Origin of the sequence: Pseudomonas sp. PS02288, assembly GCF_029959715.1 — a bacterium.
Lineage (GTDB): Bacteria > Pseudomonadota > Gammaproteobacteria > Pseudomonadales > Pseudomonadaceae > Pseudomonas_O > Pseudomonas_O kuykendallii.
In genome coordinates this window covers 83,305-103,012 of the sequence record NZ_JASCPA010000003.1, presented here as the reverse complement: position 1 = coordinate 103,012, position 19,708 = coordinate 83,305, and the positions used below count along the sequence as shown (strand labels likewise).

The window sequence follows — 19,708 nt, the reverse complement described above, 5'->3', positions numbered from 1 at the left end:
CTGCCGAAACGAAAAAGCCCGCTCGAAAGCGGGCTTTTGGGCACACCGGGCGATCAGCTCGACAGGTACGAGGAGCGCGTCAGGCCCAGGCGCAGGGCGTCCAGGTATTGGGTGCGCTCACGTGCGCTGAGGCGCGCGCCGGCGACCTTGTCGCGGTAGTAGTTCATCAGGCCCTCGGGCGACAGGTGCACGTAGCGCAGCATGTCCTCGATGGTGTCGTGGGTCTCGATGCCGCCATGGCGCACGCTGCCGTCGGCGTCCTGGTAGACGTTCACCGAATCGGTGTCGCCGAACAGGTTGTGCATGTCGCCGAGGATTTCCTGGTAAGCGCCGACCAGGAACACGCCGAGCAGGTAATCCTCGCCCTCGCGCACTTCGTGCACCGGCAGGCTGGTCTCGATGCTCTGCTCGTCGATGTACTGCTTGATCTTGCCGTCGGAGTCGCAGGTCAGGTCCTGCAGCACCGCGCGGCGCAGCGGCTCCTCGCTCAGCCGCTGCAACGGCATGATCGGCAGGATCTGCCCGATCGCCCAGGTGTCCGGCAGGCTCTGGAACACCGAGAAGTTGCAGATGTACTTGTCGGCGAGCTTGTCGTTGAGGTCGTCCAGCACCTGCCGGTGCGAGCGCTGGCGCGCCTTGAGCTGGTTGTACAGGCGCCGGCAGATGGCGTAGTAGCTCTGCTCGGCGAGGGCCTTCTGCGCCAGGTTGAGCTTGCCCACCGAGTACTGCGCGGAGACTTCGCCGATGTAGTGGGTGGCCCGCCAGTAGGTCTCGGCGACCATCTCCGGATCGGTCGGGCCGAGCAGATCGAGCAGGTCCTGCACCGCTTCGGGCTGCTCCTGCTCGGGGTCGATCTCCGGGATGTCGTCGTTGTGCTGCTCGACGTCGGTCACCTGCACCACCAGCACCGCGTGGTGCGCGGTCATCGCCCGGCCGCTCTCGGAGAAGATGTGCGGGTGGGGGATTTCCTGGCGGTCGCAGAATTCCTTGAGCATGCCGACCACGCTGGCGGCGTAGTCGTCGATGTCGTAGTTGATCGAGCTGGCGTTGCGCGAATGGGTACCGTCGTAGTCCACGCCCAGGCCGCCGCCAACGTCGATGTGGTCCACCGGCAGGCCCAGCGCGCGTAGCTCGCCGTAGTAGCGGATGGCCTCGCGGAAGCCCTTGCGGTAGTCCGCCAGGTTGGCGATCTGCGACCCCATGTGGAAGTGCAGCAGGCGCACGCCCTGGTCCAGCCCGGCCTGCTTGAAGCGCTCGACGACCGACAGCAGCTGCGCCGCGGAAAGGCCGAACTTGGACTTCTCGCCGCCGGTGTCCGCCCACTTGGACGACGCCAGCGAGGACAGCCGCACGCGCAGGCCAACCTGCGGCAGCAGCTTCAGCTCGGCGGCCTCCTCGATCACCAGCTGGACCTCGGATTCCTTCTCGATGACGATGAACACGTTGTGGCCGAGCTTCTGCCCCATCAGCGCCAGGCGAATGAACTCGCGGTCCTTGTAGCCGTTGCAGACGATGGTGCCGCCCTTGGGCGCCAGCGCCAGCACGGCCATCAGCTCGGGCTTGGAGCCGGCTTCCAGGCCGATGGACACATCGCGCGTGGCGATGATGTTCTCCACCACCGCTTCCTGCTGGTTGACCTTGATCGGGTACAGCGCGGTGTAATGCGCGTTGTACTCCAGGCGCTCGATGTTCGCGTCGAAGGCGCCGGTGAGCTTGCGCACGCGGTCCTGCAGGATGTCCGGGAAGCGCACCAGCAACGGCAGCGACAGCCCCGACTCGCGCAGCTGCTCGACCAGCGCCTGCATGTCGATGGGCGCATCGTCGCGACCGCCGCGCGGGCGCACTTCCACCTCGCCGCCGTCACCGACGGAGAAGTAACCGGCGCCCCAATGGCGAATACCGTAGACACTGCGGCTGTCCGCCACCGTCCAGCTGCTGCCATCGTCCTTGCGCGTACGTCGTGCGGCCATTGTTCCCCCTCGGAAATGGGCTGGGCCTGCCCGCTTTGCTCGGGGACAGGTTATGCATGGATAGTTACAAACGATCAGGTATCGACCGGCGGCCGACTACCGAAGTTTAGTTATTCGTCCCGGCGCACTGCCGGCAGGATGGAGGGCGGCTCAGCCGCCGGACTTCTTAGCCTTGAAGCCGCGCTTGATCAGCTCGTCGATGAGCAGTTGGACGTGATCGCCCTGGATCTCGATCACCCCGTCCTTCAACCCGCCGCCGCAGCCGCAGCGTTTCTTCAGCGCACTGGCCAGTTCCTTGAGCGGCTCATCGGCCAGCGGCACCCCGGCGATGGTGGTCACCGTCTTGCCGCCGCGGCCCTTGGTTTCGCGGCGCACGCGGGCGATGCCGTCTCCGGCGGGAACGACGCTTTGCTTGCAGATGCAGGCCTCCACGGGCTGGCTGCAATCCGGGCAGTGCCGGCCGCTGTCGGTGGAGTACACCAGGCCGCCGAGGGCGGCCAATGACGAAGCTTTCTTGACCACCGGCTGTTCCTCGTAGGGGTCAGGATAGCGACAGGCTGCCGGCGAAAGACGCGTGCGGGCAACCGCGAGGCCCCACTCAGGCAGGGGCAGCGCAGACCCACGCGGCGCGCGGGCGGGAAAGGCCGCGCAATTTAGCAGCAATGGGCGCAAATGCTAATAGGAAATTGCAGCCGGATTCACCGGCCGCGGCACAGTTCGAAGGCTTCCAGCGAGTCCGGACAGTAGGGTTTTTCGCGCAGTTCGACGAACACCCGCTGCTGACTGATGAAGCGCGCCTCGATCACTTCCTCCGGCTGCAGGCGCAGCGCGCCGTCCCACACGGCGGAAAACACCGCCGCCCAGATGCGGTTGTCGGGGTGATCGAAGAAGAACCGTCCGTGATCGCGCAACGCCACGCCAGCCACGCCCAGTTCTTCCTCCAGCTCGCGCGCGGCGCCCTCGGCGTAATCCTCGTCGGCCGCCAGCATGCCGCCCGCGGCGACATCCCAGTAGCCCGGATACAGCGCCTTGCTCAGGCTGCGGCGGTGCACGCAGAGGTCGCCGGCTGTGTTGAACAGCAGCACGAAGCAGGCCCGACCGATCAGCCCGCGGGCGCGCAGCTCGGCGCGGGTCAGGCTACCGAGCAGGCGGTCCGATTCGTCGACCCAGGCCACCTGCTCGGCATCCGAGGCCGCGCGATGCGCCTGCTCCGCGCTGAGCGACATCGATCAGCCCTGCTCCAGCAGGTTGCGCAGATCGATCACCGCGGCGTTGGCGCGCGAGATGTAGTTGGCCATCACCAGCGAATGGTTGGCGAGAATCCCGTAGCCGCTGCCGTTCAGCACCATCGGGCTCCACAGCGGCTCCTGCGCGGCTTCCAGCTCGCGGATGACCTGCCGCACGCTGATGGTGGCGTTCTTCTTCGCCAGCACGTCGGCGAAATCCACCTCGATGGCACGCAGCAGGTGCGACAGCGCCCAGGCCTGGCCACGCGCCTCGTAGAACACATTGTCGATCTGCAGCCAGGGCGTCTCTACGGTGTCCTCGCTGACCTTCGGCACCTCGCCCGGACGCACTTCGGCGGGATTCACATCGGCGTTCAGGCGTACCCGCCCGACGCTGGCGGACAACCGCTGCGACAGCGAGCCGAGCCGCGTGGCGACGTCGCCCATCCAGTTATTCAGGTTGTCGGCGCGGGTATAGAACTGCGCATTGCCCTGACTCGGGTCGGACAACCGGGCCAGGTAGCGATCCAGCGACTTGATGCCCTCGCGGTACTCGCTCTCGGAGGCCGGCAGCGCCCAGCTCCGGTTGTCGAAGTTGAAGCGCGGCTCGGCCTTCGCCAGGTCGCCGTCCTCGGTGGATTGCGACTGCGAACGGGCGAAATCCTTGCGCAGCGCCCGTGACAGGTCGCGGACCTGCACCAGCACGCCGTATTCCCAGCTGGGCATGTTGTCCAGCCAGAGGCCGGGCGGCAGCTTGTCGTTGGAGAGGTAGCCACCCGGCTTATCGAGCAGCGTGCTGGCCACCTGCTTCAGGGTTTCCACCGTGGTGTAGCCGATCACCATCTGTCGCTGGGCACTCTGCGCCGCCGACTGGGCGTGCTGCTGCACGGGGAACAAGTCAGGCTCCCGGCTCCAGTACCAGCCGACCACCAGGGCCACCAGCAGGTAGATGACCAGCAATGCTCCCAGGCCGCGTACCAGCAGCCCACCCGGCGCCGAGCGCTTGCCGAGGGTCTCTTCGCGTGGCGCGCTATCGCCGGTGCGTGTCTTCCAATCCAACATGGCGTATTCCTTGCTGTTCGAATGCATGTCTTCGACCGCAGCCTGTCTCCAGGGTTGCGAATCACGGACTCACTATAAGGCATCGTCGACGCATCGCCGGCGACGCCTTGAACCAGAGCGGTCGGCAGATAGCCGTTCGACGTAAAAATGTGGCGCCAGAGGATCGGCGGTGATGTAAGCGGAATGCAGAGAGTGGTAGCATCGAGCCATCACGCTGAACGGATACGTCAGCGCTAAAACCCTCAAGATGTGGGCCATGAGCGAATACGAAGATCCCAACCGCGACCGACTGAAGAACCACTTTGCCCAACGCGTGATCCATCAGGCTCGCCAGGTGCTGGAGGTCTGGCAACGCCTGCAGGCGAGCGAGTGGAACGCCGGCGACATGAGCGAACTGGTGGACGCCAATACGCGCCTGCTGCGCTACGCCGAACGCTTCGAGCAGGAGGAACACGCCCAGCTGGCGCGGCGCATCGCCACCAGCCTGGAAAGCGTCGAAGCCAACCGCGGCCGCCTGAACAGTCCGCTGATCAGCGAAATCCACCAGCTCATGCAGCGTCTCTCGCGCACCGGCCTGCGCCATGGCGACCTTGCCGAGTCCTTTCTTCCGCCGCTGCGCAAGCCGGTCTATCTGGGATTGCAGGACCAGGAACGTAGCGAACGCCTGGCCCAGCAGCTCGAATTCTTCGGCCTCGCGGCGCAGGCGCTGCACAGCGCCGCCGAGTTCCGCGCGGCGATGAGCGAACGCCACCCGGCCGCTATCGTCATGGAAGTGGACTTCGGCGGACGCGCCGCCGGCCTCGCCCTCGCCGAGGAATCGCAGCAGGGACTCGAGCAGAAAATCCCCGTGCTGTTCTTCAGCCACGACGAAACCGACGCCCCGACGCGCCTCGCCGCGGTGCGTGCCGGCGGTCAGGAGTTCTTTACCGGTGCCATCGACGCCTCCAGCCTGCTGGAAAAGATCGAGATCCTCACCCGCACCGCGCACTACGAACCCTACAGGGTGCTGGTGGTGGACGACTCGCGCGCCCAGGCGACGCACACCGAACGCGTGCTCAACAGCGCCGGCATCGTTACCCGCACCCTCACCGAGCCGATCAAGGCGATGGCCGAACTGGCCGAGTTCCAGCCCGACCTGATCATCCTCGACATGTACATGCCCGACTGCACCGGCACCGAGCTGGCCAAGGTGATCCGCCAGCACGAACGCTACGTCAGCGTGCCGATCATCTACCTGTCCGCCGAGGACGATCTCGACAAGCAGCTCGACGCCATGAGCGAAGGCGGCGACGACTTCCTCACCAAACCGATCAAGCCGCGCCACCTGATCGCCACGGTGCGCACCCGCGCTACCCGCGCGCGCAGCCTCAAGGCACGCATGGTCCGCGACAGCCTGACTGGCCTGTACAACCACACGCACACGCTGCAACTGCTCGAAGACGCCCGTGCCCGCGCCCGCCGCGACGGCAAGCCGCTAACCTTCGCGATGCTCGACATCGACCATTTCAAGAAGGTCAACGACACCTACGGCCACCCCATGGGCGACCGCGTGATCAAGAGCCTCGCGCTGTTCCTCAAGCAGCGCCTGCGCAAGACCGACCACATCGGCCGCTACGGCGGCGAAGAGTTCGCCGTGGTCCTGCCGGACACCAACGCCGAGGCCGCCTTCAAGGTGCTCGACGACATCCGCCAGCGTTTCGCCGAAATCCGCTACCCGGCGCAACCGCAAGACCTTTCCTGCACCTTCAGCTGCGGCATCGCCGAGCTCAGCCCGGACATGGAAATCAAACGCCTCTCCAGCCAGGCCGACCAGGCGCTCTACATCGCCAAGAACGGCGGACGCAACCGCGCGGCGGTCTTCCAGGAATGAGTGCCGGGGCCGCGCGCCCCGGCTGTCATCAGGCTGAAACCGAACCGCAATAACCTTCGGGCTCCCCTCACGTCGTGTGTCGAGGTCCGGATGCGCCTGAAGCTGCTCACCACCATCAATACCCTGCTGCTGATCACCGCCTGCCTCGCGCTGGGCGCCACGCTGTGGTGGTCACAGCGCGCGCTGGAACGGCCCTATCAGTTGATGGAACGCTATCAGGCGCTGTCCCGGGAGTTTCGCGAGCGGGTGGCCGACAACGTGCAGCGCTACCTCGCCAGCGGCGATGCGCTGCACCACGCCGACGCCAGCGGCGCGCTGGAAGACCTGAGCGTCGCGCTGGGGGCGCTGCCCGAGGATTTCGCCGAGCGCCTGCGCCCCAGCCTCGACGAACTGCGCCAGTTCGCCGCCGGCGAATTGCTCGCCGCCGGCAAGCTCGCCGGCGATCCGCAGGGCCTGCTACTGCAGGCGGAGCGCGAGATGAGCGGCGCGCTGGAGGCGCTATCGGCCTATGCCGCGCAAAGCGATGCCGACGCCGCCCACGATTACGCCGAGCCGCTGTTCGAGGCGTCGCACCATCTGCTGCGCCTGAGCCATGCGCGCGGGCGCCTGGTCGACAGCTCGCGCGCGGAACTGGCCGAAGACGTCGAGCGCGAACTCGCCGCGCTCGGCGCCCAGGCGAAACGCATCGACGCGCTGCCGCTGCTCGGTGTCGCCGCGCAGGAGGAGTCCGCCGGCTCGAGCTTCGCCGCGCTGATGGGGCTGGACGCCGAGGCCGGCCAGGCGCCAGCGGAAGACCGCGGCATCGCACTCAAGCGCGAACTCACCGGCCTGCTGCAACGCTATCCGGCAGAACTCGGGCGCACCCGCGCACTGATCCAACGCCGTGGCGAACTGGCCGCCGAAACCCAGGAGAAGGTCCTCGCCCTGCAGAACGCCCTCGCCGCGCTCGAACCGGTGGTGCGCGGCGAACACGCGCGCATCCAGTTCGAGGTACGCCTGATCCAGGGCCTGATGATCGGCCTGATCCTGCTCATCGCGCTGGTGGTCGATCGCATCCAGCGCCACCTGACCCGCGCACTCGGCCGCCTGGTGGAGGCACTCTCGTCCTGGGCCGGCGGCGATTTCGGCGAACCCATCGCGCTGCGCACCCGGACCCGCGAGTTGCGCGACATCGAGGAGTCGCTGAACCGCCTGCGCAGCTACCTGGTGAACCTCGTCGGCACCATCCGCGAGCACGCCCAGCAGGTCGCCGGCAGCAGCCACGCGCTGGCCGAACTGAGCAGCGGCCTGCACATCGGCGCCGAGCGCCAGGTAGGCGACACCGCGCAGATCCGCGATGCGCTCGGGGAGCTGGAGTCCACCATCCAGCGCGTCGCCGTCGACGCCAGCCAGGCCGCCGGGGCCAGCCGCGCCGCCGGCGAGGCGGTGGAACTGGGCCAGCGGGTGATCCTCGACAGCCTCGCCGGCATGCACGGGCTGGTCGGCGAAGTGCAGGGCAATGCGCTGGCCATCGAACGGCTGGCCGAGGAAACCGCCACCATCGGCAAGGTGCTCACGGTGATCCGCGGCATCGCCGAGCAGACCAACCTGCTGGCGCTCAACGCCGCCATCGAGGCCGCCCGCGCCGGCGAACTGGGCCGCGGCTTCGCGGTGGTCGCCGAGGAAGTACGCTCGCTGGCCCAGCGCACCGCCGGCGCCACCGAGGAAATCCAGCAGCTGATCGGCAACCTCCAGCGCGCCGCGCGGCAGTCGGTGGACACCATGCGCGTGCAGGTGGAACACGCCGAAACCACCGCGCAGCAGGCGGCCGCTGCCGATGGCGCACTGGATCAGGTGGTCGCCTCGATTCGCGGTATCGCCGGTATGGCCGAACGCATCGCCGACGCCACCGCGCAGCAGAGCGGCGCGGTCAGCGAAATCCGCAATCACAGCGAGCGCATCCACCACCTGGGTGGCAGCAACCTGGAACGCATCGGCGCCGGCCGCAACCAGGGCGAACGCCTGCAGACGCTCGGCAGCCAGCTGAACACCGCGGTTCAGGCGTTTCGCGTGTAACGCCCAGGACTCTTGCGCGCCGCGAGTTCCCCCACCGCGCTTGACCTGCCCCCTGCACACGCCCGCCCCCTCGGCTATCATGCGCGCTTCCGATTTCGCGAGACCGCCATGCGCCGCCTGCTGCCTCTCCTGCTGTTGCTGATCGCCCTGCCGGCCGCCGCCGGGCTTTTCGACAAGCGTCCGAGCGCCGAACTGGGCGCCCCGCTGAACAACAGCAGCGACTTCCTGCCCGTGCGCGAAGCCTTCCGCCTGGACCTGATCGGCAGCGATGCCGGCACCATCAAGCTGCGCTTCACCAACGCGCCCGGCTACTACCTCTACCGCCATCGCTTCGCCTTCCGCAGCGAGCCGGCGGACATCGCCCTCGGCCAGCCGCAACTGCCGGCCGGCGAACACAAGACCGACGAGTTCTTCGGCGACGTCGAGGTGTACCACGAGGGCCTGGACATCGACCTGCCGGTCGACAACCCCGACAAGCGCTCCTTCACCCTGCTGGTGACCTACCAGGGCTGCGCCGACAAGGGCCTCTGCTATCCGCCGGAAACCCAGCGCTTCACCTTCGGCGATGCCCCGGCCGCCAGCACTGCGATCACGCCCGCCGCAAGCGGCTGGAAATGGAGCGAACTGGCGCTGTTCTTCCTCGCCGGGCTCGGCCTGACCTTCACTCCCTGCGTGTTGCCGATGCTGCCGATCCTCTCCGGCGTGGTACTGCGCGGGCGCATCGGCGGCTGGCGCAGCCTCAGCCTGTCGCTGGCCTACGTGCTGTCGATGGCCGTCTGCTTCGCCGTGCTCGGCGCGCTGATGGGCGTGTTCGGCGCCAGCCTCAACCTGCAGGCGCGATTGCAGTCGCCCTTCGTGCTGGTGCCGTTCGCCGCCTTCTTCGCGGCCTTCGCCCTGGCCATGTTCGGCGTCTACGAGTTGCGCCTGCCGCGCCTGATCAGCGAACCGCTGAACCGCCTCGCCGACGACACCCGCGGCGGCTCGCTGTGGGGCGCGGCGCTGCTCGGCGTGCTTTCCAGCCTGTTGGTCAGCCCCTGCGTATCGGCGCCGCTGGCCGGCGCGCTGCTCTATATCAGTAGCAGTGGCGACGCGCTGGGCGGCGGCCTGAAGCTGTTCGCCCTCGGCGTCGGCATGGGTGCGCCGCTGGTGCTGTTCGCCGTCGGCGGCGGCAGCCTGCTGCCGAAATCCGGCAACTGGATGATCGGCGTGCGCAATGCCTTCGGCGTCCTGCTGCTGGCGGTATCGGTATGGATGCTCGAGCGCGTGCTGCCCGGCGCGCTGTCGCTGGCGCTCTGGGGTCTGCTCGCCGCCGGCGTGGCGCTGTGGCTCGGCGCCCTCGAATTCGTGCCGAAAACCCAGCGCCAGCGCCTGGCGCAACTCGTCGGGCTGGCACTGCTGGTCTACGCGGCGAGCGCCTGGGTCGGCGCGCTGCAGGGCGAAAGCGACCCGCTGCGCCCGCTGGGCCGCGGCCAGCTGGCGGTCGGCGTGAACGCCGCACCCGACGCCGGCCAATGGACGACCCTGAGCAGCCCCGCCGAGCTGGACGCCGCTCTGGCCGCCGCGAAAGCCGCCGGCCAGCCGTTGTTGCTCGACTGGTACGCCGACTGGTGCATCAGCTGCAAGGTGATCGAACGAGAGGTGTTCAGCGCCCCGGCGGTGACCGCCCAGCTCGGCGGGTTTCGCCTGATCCGCTTCGACATGACCGCCAGCACGCCGGAGCAACGCGCGCTGCTGGATCGCTACCAGCTGTTCGGCCCGCCGGCGATCCTGTTCTTCGACGCAAAAGGCGCGGAATCGGCCGCGCTGCGGGTGGTCGGCGAGATCGACGCCGAGGCGTTCGCCGCGCGCGTTTCCCAGGCCCGCACGGCGCACTGAGCGACATTCAGGGAAAACGCAGGCGAACGCCCGACATCGTGCGGCCATTTGCCGGTTTCTGGACAGACTTCTAGGCTTTCGGCATAGTCCGCGGGCATCCGCAGGCACAACTAGGATAATTGCATGGCCACCCTACTGGTGCTTCACGGCCCCAACCTGAACCTGCTCGGTACGCGCGAGCCGGGCATCTACGGCGCGCTGACGCTGCCGCAGATCGACGAGGACCTGGTCCGTCGCGCCCGCGAAGGCAGGCACCATCTGCTGCATCTGCAGAGCAATGCCGAGTACGAGCTGATCGAACGAATCCACGCCGCGCGCGGCGAGGGCGTGGACTTCATCATCATCAATCCGGCCGCGTTCACGCACACCAGCGTCGCATTACGTGACGCATTGCTGGCGGTGAGCATCCCATTCATCGAAGTGCACTTGTCGAACGTGCACAAGCGCGAACCTTTCCGGCATCACTCCTACTTTTCCGACGTGGCGGTGGGTGTGATTTGCGGCCTGGGTGCCAGCGGTTACCGGCTGGCCCTGGAAGCTGCTCTAGAACAACTTGAACGACCCTGAACTTACTGGGAGTTGCCCTTCTGATGGATATTCGCAAAGTCAAGAAGCTGATCGAGCTGCTGGAAGAATCCGGCATCGACGAACTGGAAATTCACGAAGGTGAAGAATCGGTACGCATCAGCCGCCACAGCAAGCAACAAGCTTTCGCTCAACCGATGTATGCCGCCGCTCCGGCACCGGCCGCCGCCCCCGTGGCCGCGCCTGCCGCACCGGCAACGGACGCCGCTCCGGCCGCCGCCAAGCTGAACGGCACCGTGGTCGGCTCGCCGATGGTCGGCACCTTCTACCGCGCCTCCTCGCCGACCTCGGCCAACTTCGTCGAAGTCGGCACCGCGGTGAAGAAAGGCCAGATCCTCTGCATCGTCGAAGCGATGAAGATGATGAACCACATCGAGGCCGAAACCAGCGGCGTCATCGAATCCATCCTGGTGGAAAACGGTCAGCCGGTGGAATACGACCAGCCGCTGTTCACCATCGTTTGAACCGCCAGGAGTCTTCGATGTTGAAAGCTGCGACGCTGGAAAAAGTCCTGATCGCCAACCGCGGCGAGATCGCCCTGCGTATCCTTCGTGCCTGCAAGGAACTGGGCATCAAGACCGTGGCGGTTTACTCCACCGCGGATCGGGAACTGATGCACCTGTCGCTGGCCGACGAAACCGTCTGCATCGGCGCGGCCCCGGCAGCCAAATCCTACCTGCACATCCCGGCGATCATCGCGGCCGCCGAAGTCACCGGCGCCACGGCGATTCACCCGGGCTACGGCTTCCTCGCGGAAAACGCCGACTTCGCCGAACAGGTCGAACGCTCCGGCTTCGCCTTCATCGGCCCGAAAGCCGACACCATTCGCCTGATGGGCGACAAGGTCTCGGCCAAGGACGCGATGAAGAAGGCCGGCGTGCCCACCGTTCCCGGTTCCGACGGCCCGCTGCCGGAGGACGAGGAAACCGCGCTGCGCATAGGCCGTGAAGTCGGCTACCCGGTGATCATCAAGGCCGCCGGCGGCGGCGGCGGTCGCGGTATGCGCGTGGTGCACAACGAGGAAGACCTGATCCAGTCGGCCAAGCTGACCCGTACCGAAGCCGGCGCGGCCTTCGGCAACCCGATGGTCTACCTCGAGAAGTTCCTGACCAACCCGCGCCACGTGGAAGTCCAGGTGCTTTCCGACGGCCAGGGCAACGCGATCCACCTCGGCGACCGCGACTGCTCGCTGCAGCGCCGCCACCAGAAGGTCATCGAGGAAGCGCCCGCTCCGGACATCGACGAAACCGCGCGCCAGGAAGTCTTCGCCCGCTGTGTCAAGGCGTGCATCGACATCGGCTACCGCGGCGCCGGCACCTTCGAGTTCCTCTACGAGAACGGCGCCTTCTACTTCATCGAGATGAACACCCGCGTACAGGTGGAGCATCCGGTGTCGGAGATGGTCACCGGGGTCGACATCGTCAAGGAGATGCTCAGCATCGCCGCCGGCAACAAGCTGTCGCTGACCCAGGACGACATCGTCATCCGCGGCCACGCGCTGGAGTGCCGGATCAACGCCGAAGACCCGGCCACCTTCATGCCCAGCCCGGGCAAGGTGAAGCACTTCCATGCCCCGGGCGGCAACGGCGTGCGCGTCGATTCGCACCTGTACAGCGGCTACTCGGTTCCGCCGAACTACGATTCGCTGATCGGCAAGCTGATCACCTACGGGGGCGACCGTGACGAGGCGATGGCGCGCATGCGCAACGCCCTGGACGAAATCGTCGTCGACGGGATCAAGACCAACGTGCCGCTGCACCGCGACCTGACCCGCGACCCCGACTTCTGCAAGGGCGGCGTGAACATCCACTACCTTGAAAAGAAACTGGGTATGGATAAGCACTGAGCCGCACGCGGTATCATGTAGCACCGGGAGGGAGTGGCGCAGGCCGCTCCCTCTTTTTTTGTGGTTCGCCCGCTCCGGCGATCCCCCTGACTCCCGGCCGTTTTTGCCCCAACCACCCGCGCCACCGCGAAGGAAACTCCCATGCCCTGGTTACAAGCCCGCCTCGCCATCACTCCCGAGCAGGCCGAGGTCTACGAAGACGCCCTGCTCGAAGCCGGCGCGGTCTCGGTGACCTTCATGGACGCCGAGGACCAGCCGATCTTCGAGCCGGACCTGGGCACCACGCCGCTGTGGAAGCACACACACTTGCTGGCGCTGTTCGAGGCGGACACCGACGAGGCCGACCTGATCGGCCGACTGATGCTGCTCACCGGCGGTGCGCTGCCGGAGTATCACTTCGAGCGCATCGAAGACCAGGACTGGGAGCGTAGCTGGATGGACAACTTCCAGCCGATGCGCTTCGGCCGTCGCCTGTGGATCGTGCCGAGCTGGCACGCCGCGCCGGAGCCGGACGCCGTCAACCTGCTGCTCGATCCGGGCCTGGCCTTCGGCACCGGCACCCACCCGACCACCGCCCTGTGCCTCGAATGGCTCGATGGCGAAGACCTCGCCGGGCGCAGCGTGCTCGACTTCGGCTGCGGCTCGGGCATCCTCGCCATCGCCGCCCTGCTGCTCGGCGCCGGCCGCGCGGTGGGCACCGACATCGACCCGCAGGCGCTGGAAGCCTCGCGCGACAACGCCGGACGCAACGGCATCGCCGCCGAGCGTCTGCCGCTGTATCTGCCCGAAGCGCTGCCGCGCGAGCCCGCCGAAGTGGTGGTCGCCAACATCCTCGCCGGCCCGCTGGTGACCCTCGCGCCGCAGATCATCGCGCTGGTGCAGCCCGGCGGGCGCCTGGCGCTGTCCGGCATCCTCGCCGAACAGGCCGAGGACGTCCGCGCCGCCTACGCCGCCGATTTCGACCTGGAGCCGACCGCCGTCAAGGACGGCTGGGTGCGCATCAGCGGCACCCGTCGATAGGTCTCGCGCCCCTCTGCCGCAGCGCCCGGCGCTTGCGGTAGACTGCGCGCCTCGTTTCGCCACCCGCCCACTGGCGGGAACAGTGGCCACCGGATAGCCGCATGACCGACAGTTTCGTCACGCAATGCCCGCATTGCAGCACCCGTTTCCGCGTCAAACGCAGCCAGCTGGGCATCGCCCAGGGCGCGGTGCGTTGTGGCGCCTGCATGCAGGTGTTCAACGCGGCGCAGCAGTTGCGGGACGCCGGCGAAACACGGCCGATGGCACCTCCCGCACCGGTCAGCGAGACGGCCAGGCCGGCGGTGCGACCACAGCTGCCGCCGCCGGGCAAGAACCCGGGCGATACCCTGTGGATTCACGACGACCTCGACCTGGACAGCCTCGATCTCGATGAGGAACTGGCCAAGCTCGAACTGCAGGAGCGCCTGATTTCCGAGCGTTTTCGCACGCGCGCCGAACCCGTCGAGCCGAGCGAAGGCCTGTCCGCGATCGATCCGCGCGAGTCCGACGAGGAAGCCTGGGCGCAGAAGCTGCTCATCGATGCCGCGCCGGAACCGGAACCGGAACCACCGGAGCCGCCGCCCGAACTGCCGGCGCCCGAGCCGCTCACCGCGATCGAGCACGCGCCGCTGCACGACCCCGTGCTGCCGCCGGCCCGCAGCGAACCGACGCTTTCCCTGCACCTGCCGGAAGAGCCGGACGACGCGCGCGACGACAAGGACGAGCCGGACTTCCGCCTGTCCGCCGAACGCGATGACCTGCCGGTCACCGCGCTGCTGCTGGTCGACCCGCGGCGCGACGATGACGATGACGAAGCTCAGCCGAACGCGCGACACAAGCCCGCACGCAGCGAACCGGCGTTGCGCAGCACGGCGCTGCTCGACCTCGAGGACGAGCCGCTGCAGCTGGAATGGCAGGCGCCGCGCAGGCGCTGGGGCCGGATCTTCGGCTGGCTGCTGCTCAACCTGCTGGCGCTCGCCGCGCTGGCCGGCCAGTACCTCTGGTATCACTACGACGAGCTGGCCCGGCGCGACGAATATCGCCCCTGGTTCGAGCAGCTGTGCCCGACGCTGGGCTGCACGCTGCCGTCGAAGGTCGACATCGCCCTGATCAAGAGCAGCAACCTGGTGGTACGCAGCCACCCGGAATTCACCGGCGCGCTGGTGGTGGACGCTATCCTCTACAACCGCGCGCCCTTTTCGCAGCCGTTTCCGCTGCTGGAACTGCGCTTCGCCGACCTCAACGGGCAACTGCTCGCCAGTCGTCGCTTCAAGCCCAGCGAGTACCTCGCCGGCGAACTCGCCGGGCAGAGCGAAATGCCCCCGCAGACGCCGATCCACATTTCCCTGGACATCCTCGATCCGGGCGCCAAGGCGGTGAATTACAGCCTGAGTTTCCACTCGCCCGAGTGAACGAAAACGGCTCATCTAACCGCTGGCGATAAGTCGACGACTGTTCAGAATTTGTGCAAATCGATCTTTATCCGGTCACCGCTAGCGGGTATCATGCCCACCCTTTTTCGAACTGCCCCGATCAACTAAAAGCAGGCCCCATTACAGGGAAGACCTATGTCGGCGGTACGCATCGGCCCTTACACATTGCCCAACCCCGTGATCCTGGCGCCCATGGCCGGCGTCACCGATCGTCCGTTTCGCCAGCTCTGCCGCCAACTCGGTGCCGGGCTGGTGGTGTCGGAAATGGTGACCAGCGATGTGCGCCTTTGGAACACCCGCAAGTCGAGCCTGCGCCTGCCGCACGTCGGCGACCCGGAGCCACGCTCGGTGCAGATCGCCGGCGGCGATGCGCAGATGCTCGCCGCGGCGGCGCGGGCCAATGTCGAGCTCGGCGCGCAGATCATCGACATCAACATGGGCTGCCCGGCGAAGAAGGTCTGCAACAAGGCCGCCGGTTCGGCGCTGATGAAGGACGAACTGCTGGTGGCGGAGATCCTCGAGGCGGTGGTCGCCGCGGTCGACGTGCCGGTGACGCTGAAGATCCGCACCGGCTGGGATCGAGAGAACAGGAACGGGATTACGGTGGCGAAGATCGCCGAACAATCCGGGATCGCCGCGCTGGCCGTGCATGGCCGCACGCGCGCCGATCTGTACACCGGCGAGGCCGAATACGAGACTATCGCCGCGATCAAGCAGGCGATCTCGATTCCGCTGTTCGCCAATGGCGACATCGATTCGCCACACAAGGCCCGCGCGGTACTCGACGCCACCGGTGCCGATGCGCTGCTGATCGGCCGCGCCGCCCAGGGCCGGCCGTGGATATTCCGCGAGATCGCCCATTACCTGGCGACCGGGGAGCTGCTGGCGGCGCCGACCCTGAGCGAAGTGGAATGCATTCTGCTAGAGCACCTGGCGGCACTGCATGTCTTCTACGGCGAGGTGATGGGCGTGCGCATCGCACGCAAGCACGTGGGCTGGTACCTGGCCACGCTCCCCGGTGCCCGGGAGTTCCGCGTCGGGTTCAATCGTCTGGAGACGACGGACGCGCAGTACGCCACCGTTCGGCAGTTCTTCGCCGAACGGCACAATGATGGAGAGGGGTTGGCGGCATGACGACGATGGCTGAGCTGGTTTTTGATGGATCGACATTTGATGGGGCAACACCCGTGAGCGACAACCTTAACCTCAAGCAGCACCTCAACACGCCGAGCGAAGAGGGCCAGACCCTGCGCGGCAACGTTGAGAAGGCGCTGCGCAACTACTTCGCCCATCTCGAAGGCGCGTCCGTCACCGACGTCTACAACCTGGTGCTCTCCGAAGTCGAAGCGCCCTTGCTGGAAACTGTGATGAACTACGTCAAGGGCAACCAGACCAAGGCCTCCGAGCTGCTCGGCCTGAACCGCGGCACCCTGCGCAAGAAGCTCAAGCAGTACGACCTGCTGTAAGCACGCATTCGAAAAAGGGCGGCCCGCGAGCCGCCCTTTTTGCTGATTCATCTGCCCTCATGGACATCGACATGACCGACCAGACCACCCGCCTTCCCGTTCGCCGCGCGCTGATCAGCGTTTCGGACAAGACCGGCATCCTCGAATTCGCGCGCGAGCTCGTCGCCCAGGGGGTGGAAATCCTCTCCACCGGCGGCACCTACAAGCTGCTCAGGGACAACGGCGTGGCCGCGGTGGAAGTCGCCGACTACACGGGCTTCCCGGAAATGATGGACGGACGGGTGAAGACCCTGCATCCGAAGATCCACGGCGGCATCCTCGGCCGCCGGGCCCTCGACGGCGCGGTGATGGACGAGCACGGCATCAAGCCGATCGACCTGGTCGCGGTCAACCTGTACCCCTTCGAGGCCACCGTCGCCAAGCCCGACTGCAACCTCGCCGATGCCATCGAGAACATCGATATCGGCGGCCCGACCATGGTCCGCAGCGCGGCGAAGAACCACAAGGACGTCGCCATCGTGGTCAACGTCGGCGACTACGCCGGCATCGTCGAGGCGCTGAAAACCGGCGGCCTGACCTACGCCCAGCGCTTCGACCTGGCGCTCAAGGCCTTCGAGCACACTGCCGCCTACGACGGCATGATCGCCAACTACCTGGGCACCATAGACCAGGCGGCAGCCACCCTATCCACCGAAGGCCGTGGCGCGTTCCCGCGCACCTTCAACAGCCAGTTCGTCAAGGCGCAGGAAATGCGCTACGGCGAGAACCCGCATCAGCAGGCGGCGTTCTACGTCGAGGCGAAGAAGGGCGAGGCCAGCATCGCCAGCGCCGTGCAGTTGCAGGGCAAGGAGCTGTCGTACAACAACGTCGCCGACACCGATGCCGCGCTGGAATGCGTGAAGAGCTTCGTCAAGCCGGCCTGCGTGATCGTCAAGCACGCCAACCCTTGCGGCGTCGCCGTGGCCCTGGACAGCGAAGGCGGCATCCGCCAAGCCTACGAGCTGGCCTATGCCACCGACAGCGAGTCGGCCTTCGGCGGCATCATCGCCTTCAACCGCGAGCTGGACGGCGAGACCGCGAAAGCCATCGTCGAGCGCCAGTTCGTCGAAGTGATCATCGCGCCGAAGATCAGCGCCGCCGCCCGCGAAGTGGTCGCCGCCAAGGCCAACGTGCGCCTGCTCGAGTGCGGCGAGTGGCCGGCCGAACGCAGCGCCGGCTGGGACTTCAAGCGCGTCAACGGCGGCCTGCTGGTGCAGAGCCGCGACATCGGCATGATCACCGCCGACGACCTCAAGGTGGTGACCCGGCGCGCGCCCACCGAACAGGAAGTCCACGACCTGGTGTTCGCCTGGAAAGTGGCCAAGTTCGTCAAGTCCAACGCCATCGTCTACGCGCGTAACCGCCAGACCATCGGCGTCGGCGCCGGGCAGATGAGCCGCGTCAACTCCGCGCGCATCGCCGCGATCAAGGCCGAGCACGCCGGCCTGCAGGTCGCCGGCTCGGTGATGGCCTCGGACGCCTTCTTCCCGTTCCGCGACGGCCTGGACAACGCCGCCGCCAATGGCATCACCGCGGTGATCCAGCCGGGCGGTTCGATGCGCGACAACGAGGTGATTGCCGCCGCTGATGAAGCCGGCATCGCGATGGTGTTTACCGGCATGCGCCACTTCCGTCACTGACCGTGGCACGGCCGCGCTGAAGCGCTCGTCTGCGTTGTTGGAGTCCGATTCGCCGATGCTCATTGCCAGGCGGCAACTGCGCTCGTCGAACCGACCTCCGCCTAGCAGCCAAACGCCCCATCACGGCCCGATAAAACGCAAAATGCTAGAAGCACGATTTTCGTAGGGTGGATAACGCTCTGTTTATCCACCGAACGGGCCGCAGGCCCGCCTCCTGAAGGGGAACCCCATGAACGTACTGATCATCGGCAGCGGCGGGCGCGAACATGCGCTGGCCTGGAAGGTCGCCCAAGACCCGCGCATCCAGAAGGTCTTCGTCGCCCCAGGCAACGCCGGCACCGCCACCGAGGCCAAGTGCGAGAACGTGCCCATCGACGTGCTGGCCCTTGAGCAACTGGCCGACTTCGCCGAGAAGAACGTGCAACTGACCATCGTCGGCCCGGAAGCGCCGCTGGTGAAGGGCGTGGTCGACCTGTTCCGCGCCCGCGGCCTGGACTGCTTCGGCCCCACCGCTGGCGCCGCGCAACTGGAGGGCTCGAAGGCCTTCACCAAGGACTTCCTCGCCCGCCACCGGATTCCCACCGCCGACTACCAGAACTTCACCGAAGTCGAACCGGCACTGGCCTACCTGCGCGAGAAGGGTGCGCCGATCGTGATCAAGGCCGACGGCCTGGCCGCCGGCAAGGGCGTGATCGTCGCCATGACCCTGAGCGAAGCCGAGGATGCGGTGCGCGACATGCTCGCCGGCAACGCCTTCGGCGAGGCCGGTTCGCGGGTGGTGATCGAGGAGTTCCTCGATGGCGAGGAAGCCAGCTTCATCGTCATGGTCGACGGCAAGAACGTGCTGCCGATGGCCACCAGCCAGGACCACAAGCGCGTCGGCGACGGCGACAGCGGCCCGAACACCGGCGGCATGGGCGCCTACTCGCCGGCCCCGGTGGTCACCGCCGAGGTGCACAAGCGGGTCATGGACGAGGTGATCTACCCGACCGTGCGCGGCATGGCCGAGGAAGGCAACGTCTACACCGGCTTTCTTTATGCAGGGCTGATGATCGACAAAGCCGGTCAGCCCAAGGTCATCGAGTTCAACTGCCGCTTCGGCGACCCGGAAACCCAGCCGATCATGGTGCGCCTGGAAAGCTCCCTGGTGCTGCTGGTCGAGGCCGCGCTGGCCAGGGCGCTGGACAAGGTCGAAGCGCAGTGGGACCCACGCCCGACGGTCGGCGTGGTGCTCGCCGCCGGCGGCTACCCAGGCGACTACGCCAAGGGCGACGTGATAGAGGGCCTGGATGCCGCGGCCGCGCTGGAGGGCAAGGTCTTCCACGCCGGAACCGCGCTGAACGCCGCGGGCGAGGTGGTCACCGCCGGTGGCCGCGTGCTCTGCGCCACGGCGATCGGGCACAGCGTGGCGGATGCCCAGCAGCAGGCCTATCGCCTGGCGAAGCAGATCAGCTGGAACGGCTGCTTCTACCGCAGCGACATCGGCTACCGTGCCATCGCACGCGAACAGGCCGACGAATAGCAGCGATCTGCTACGAAAAAGGCGGCCCGGTGGCCGCCTTTTTCGTAGTGGCGTGGTCAACTACCTGACTATAATCGCGGCAATATCTGAAAGGACCTC

At 67.0% G+C, this 19,708-nt stretch carries 16 protein-coding genes; 12 read left to right on the top strand and 4 right to left on the bottom strand.

The window, feature by feature from the left end:
- Positions 1-53: 53 nt before the first annotated feature.
- From speA to QMX85_RS02830, 4 genes are all read right to left on the bottom strand, one after another.
- The gene (speA, locus tag QMX85_RS02845) at positions 54-1,970 is read right to left on the bottom strand and encodes an arginine decarboxylase (protein ID WP_282338684.1); all 1,917 of its coding nucleotides are present in this window, start codon (positions 1,968-1,970) and stop codon (positions 54-56) included.
- A 150-nt stretch (positions 1,971-2,120) separates the two neighbouring features.
- Entirely contained in the window at positions 2,121-2,492 is a 372-nt protein-coding gene (locus QMX85_RS02840) for a translation initiation factor Sui1 (RefSeq protein WP_090223880.1), read from the bottom strand.
- Positions 2,493-2,668: 176 nt separating this feature from the next.
- Positions 2,669-3,196, bottom strand: a complete 528-nt coding sequence (locus QMX85_RS02835; RefSeq protein ID WP_282338683.1) for an NUDIX hydrolase — start codon at positions 3,194-3,196, stop codon at positions 2,669-2,671.
- 3 nt (positions 3,197-3,199) lie between these two features.
- Complete coding sequence (locus QMX85_RS02830; protein ID WP_282338682.1) at positions 3,200-4,258, bottom strand: DUF2333 family protein; 1,059 nt, start codon at positions 4,256-4,258, stop codon at positions 3,200-3,202.
- Between the two features lie 256 nt (positions 4,259-4,514).
- On the opposite strand from QMX85_RS02830, the gene QMX85_RS02825 reads away from it, so the two are divergent.
- The 12 genes from QMX85_RS02825 (at position 4,515) to purD (ending at position 19,609) form a co-directional block, all read left to right on the top strand.
- The gene (locus QMX85_RS02825) at positions 4,515-6,128 is read left to right on the top strand and encodes a PleD family two-component system response regulator (protein ID WP_282338680.1); all 1,614 of its coding nucleotides are present in this window, start codon (positions 4,515-4,517) and stop codon (positions 6,126-6,128) included.
- Positions 6,129-6,218: 90 nt separating this feature from the next.
- A complete protein-coding gene (locus QMX85_RS02820; RefSeq protein ID WP_282338679.1) occupies positions 6,219-8,183 on the top strand; it encodes a methyl-accepting chemotaxis protein in 1,965 nt (654 codons plus the stop codon).
- Between the two features lie 108 nt (positions 8,184-8,291).
- Positions 8,292-10,058, top strand: coding sequence for a protein-disulfide reductase DsbD (locus QMX85_RS02815; protein ID WP_282338678.1), 1,767 nt, complete (start codon positions 8,292-8,294; stop codon positions 10,056-10,058).
- A 123-nt stretch (positions 10,059-10,181) separates the two neighbouring features.
- A complete protein-coding gene (aroQ, locus tag QMX85_RS02810; RefSeq protein ID WP_282338677.1) occupies positions 10,182-10,625 on the top strand; it encodes a type II 3-dehydroquinate dehydratase in 444 nt (147 codons plus the stop codon).
- 23 nt (positions 10,626-10,648) lie between these two features.
- On the top strand, positions 10,649-11,107 hold the full coding sequence (gene accB / locus QMX85_RS02805; protein WP_282338676.1) for an acetyl-CoA carboxylase biotin carboxyl carrier protein: 459 nt from the start codon (positions 10,649-10,651) through the stop codon (positions 11,105-11,107).
- Between the two features lie 17 nt (positions 11,108-11,124).
- A complete protein-coding gene (gene accC / locus QMX85_RS02800) occupies positions 11,125-12,489 on the top strand; it encodes an acetyl-CoA carboxylase biotin carboxylase subunit (RefSeq protein ID WP_282338675.1) in 1,365 nt (454 codons plus the stop codon).
- A gap of 141 nt (positions 12,490-12,630) precedes the next feature.
- The gene (prmA, locus tag QMX85_RS02795; protein WP_282338674.1) at positions 12,631-13,509 is read left to right on the top strand and encodes a 50S ribosomal protein L11 methyltransferase; all 879 of its coding nucleotides are present in this window, start codon (positions 12,631-12,633) and stop codon (positions 13,507-13,509) included.
- Between the two features lie 101 nt (positions 13,510-13,610).
- On the top strand, positions 13,611-14,921 hold the full coding sequence (locus QMX85_RS02790) for a DUF3426 domain-containing protein (protein ID WP_282338672.1): 1,311 nt from the start codon (positions 13,611-13,613) through the stop codon (positions 14,919-14,921).
- A gap of 156 nt (positions 14,922-15,077) precedes the next feature.
- Positions 15,078-16,076 (top strand): tRNA dihydrouridine synthase DusB, encoded by a 999-nt coding sequence (gene dusB / locus QMX85_RS02785; protein ID WP_282338671.1) that lies wholly within the window; start codon positions 15,078-15,080, stop codon positions 16,074-16,076.
- On the top strand, positions 16,073-16,408 hold the full coding sequence (gene fis / locus QMX85_RS02780; RefSeq protein ID WP_090223900.1) for a DNA-binding transcriptional regulator Fis: 336 nt from the start codon (positions 16,073-16,075) through the stop codon (positions 16,406-16,408). The genes dusB and fis overlap by 4 nt, the downstream gene beginning before the upstream one ends.
- 71 nt (positions 16,409-16,479) lie before the next feature.
- Positions 16,480-18,087 (top strand): bifunctional phosphoribosylaminoimidazolecarboxamide formyltransferase/IMP cyclohydrolase, encoded by a 1,608-nt coding sequence (gene purH / locus QMX85_RS02775; protein ID WP_282338670.1) that lies wholly within the window; start codon positions 16,480-16,482, stop codon positions 18,085-18,087.
- Positions 18,088-18,316: 229 nt separating this feature from the next.
- Positions 18,317-19,609, top strand: a complete 1,293-nt coding sequence (purD, locus tag QMX85_RS02770; RefSeq protein WP_282338669.1) for a phosphoribosylamine--glycine ligase — start codon at positions 18,317-18,319, stop codon at positions 19,607-19,609.
- Positions 19,610-19,708 lie beyond the last annotated feature (99 nt).

Coding starts and splice junctions, on each gene's coding strand:
- speA (WP_282338684.1), bottom strand. CDS start 1,970: ATGGCCGCACGACGTACGCGCAAGGACGATGGCAGCAGCTGGACGGTG.
- QMX85_RS02835 (WP_282338683.1), bottom strand. CDS start 3,196: ATGTCGCTCAGCGCGGAGCAGGCGCATCGCGCGGCCTCGGATGCCGAG.
- QMX85_RS02830 (WP_282338682.1), bottom strand. CDS start 4,258: ATGTTGGATTGGAAGACACGCACCGGCGATAGCGCGCCACGCGAAGAG.
- QMX85_RS02825 (WP_282338680.1), top strand. CDS start 4,515: ATGAGCGAATACGAAGATCCCAACCGCGACCGACTGAAGAACCACTTT.
- QMX85_RS02820 (WP_282338679.1), top strand. CDS start 6,219: ATGCGCCTGAAGCTGCTCACCACCATCAATACCCTGCTGCTGATCACC.
- QMX85_RS02815 (WP_282338678.1), top strand. CDS start 8,292: ATGCGCCGCCTGCTGCCTCTCCTGCTGTTGCTGATCGCCCTGCCGGCC.
- aroQ (WP_282338677.1), top strand. CDS start 10,182: ATGGCCACCCTACTGGTGCTTCACGGCCCCAACCTGAACCTGCTCGGT.
- accB (WP_282338676.1), top strand. CDS start 10,649: ATGGATATTCGCAAAGTCAAGAAGCTGATCGAGCTGCTGGAAGAATCC.
- accC (WP_282338675.1), top strand. CDS start 11,125: ATGTTGAAAGCTGCGACGCTGGAAAAAGTCCTGATCGCCAACCGCGGC.
- prmA (WP_282338674.1), top strand. CDS start 12,631: ATGCCCTGGTTACAAGCCCGCCTCGCCATCACTCCCGAGCAGGCCGAG.
- QMX85_RS02790 (WP_282338672.1), top strand. CDS start 13,611: ATGACCGACAGTTTCGTCACGCAATGCCCGCATTGCAGCACCCGTTTC.
- dusB (WP_282338671.1), top strand. CDS start 15,078: ATGTCGGCGGTACGCATCGGCCCTTACACATTGCCCAACCCCGTGATC.
- fis (WP_090223900.1), top strand. CDS start 16,073: ATGACGACGATGGCTGAGCTGGTTTTTGATGGATCGACATTTGATGGG.
- purH (WP_282338670.1), top strand. CDS start 16,480: ATGACCGACCAGACCACCCGCCTTCCCGTTCGCCGCGCGCTGATCAGC.
- purD (WP_282338669.1), top strand. CDS start 18,317: ATGAACGTACTGATCATCGGCAGCGGCGGGCGCGAACATGCGCTGGCC.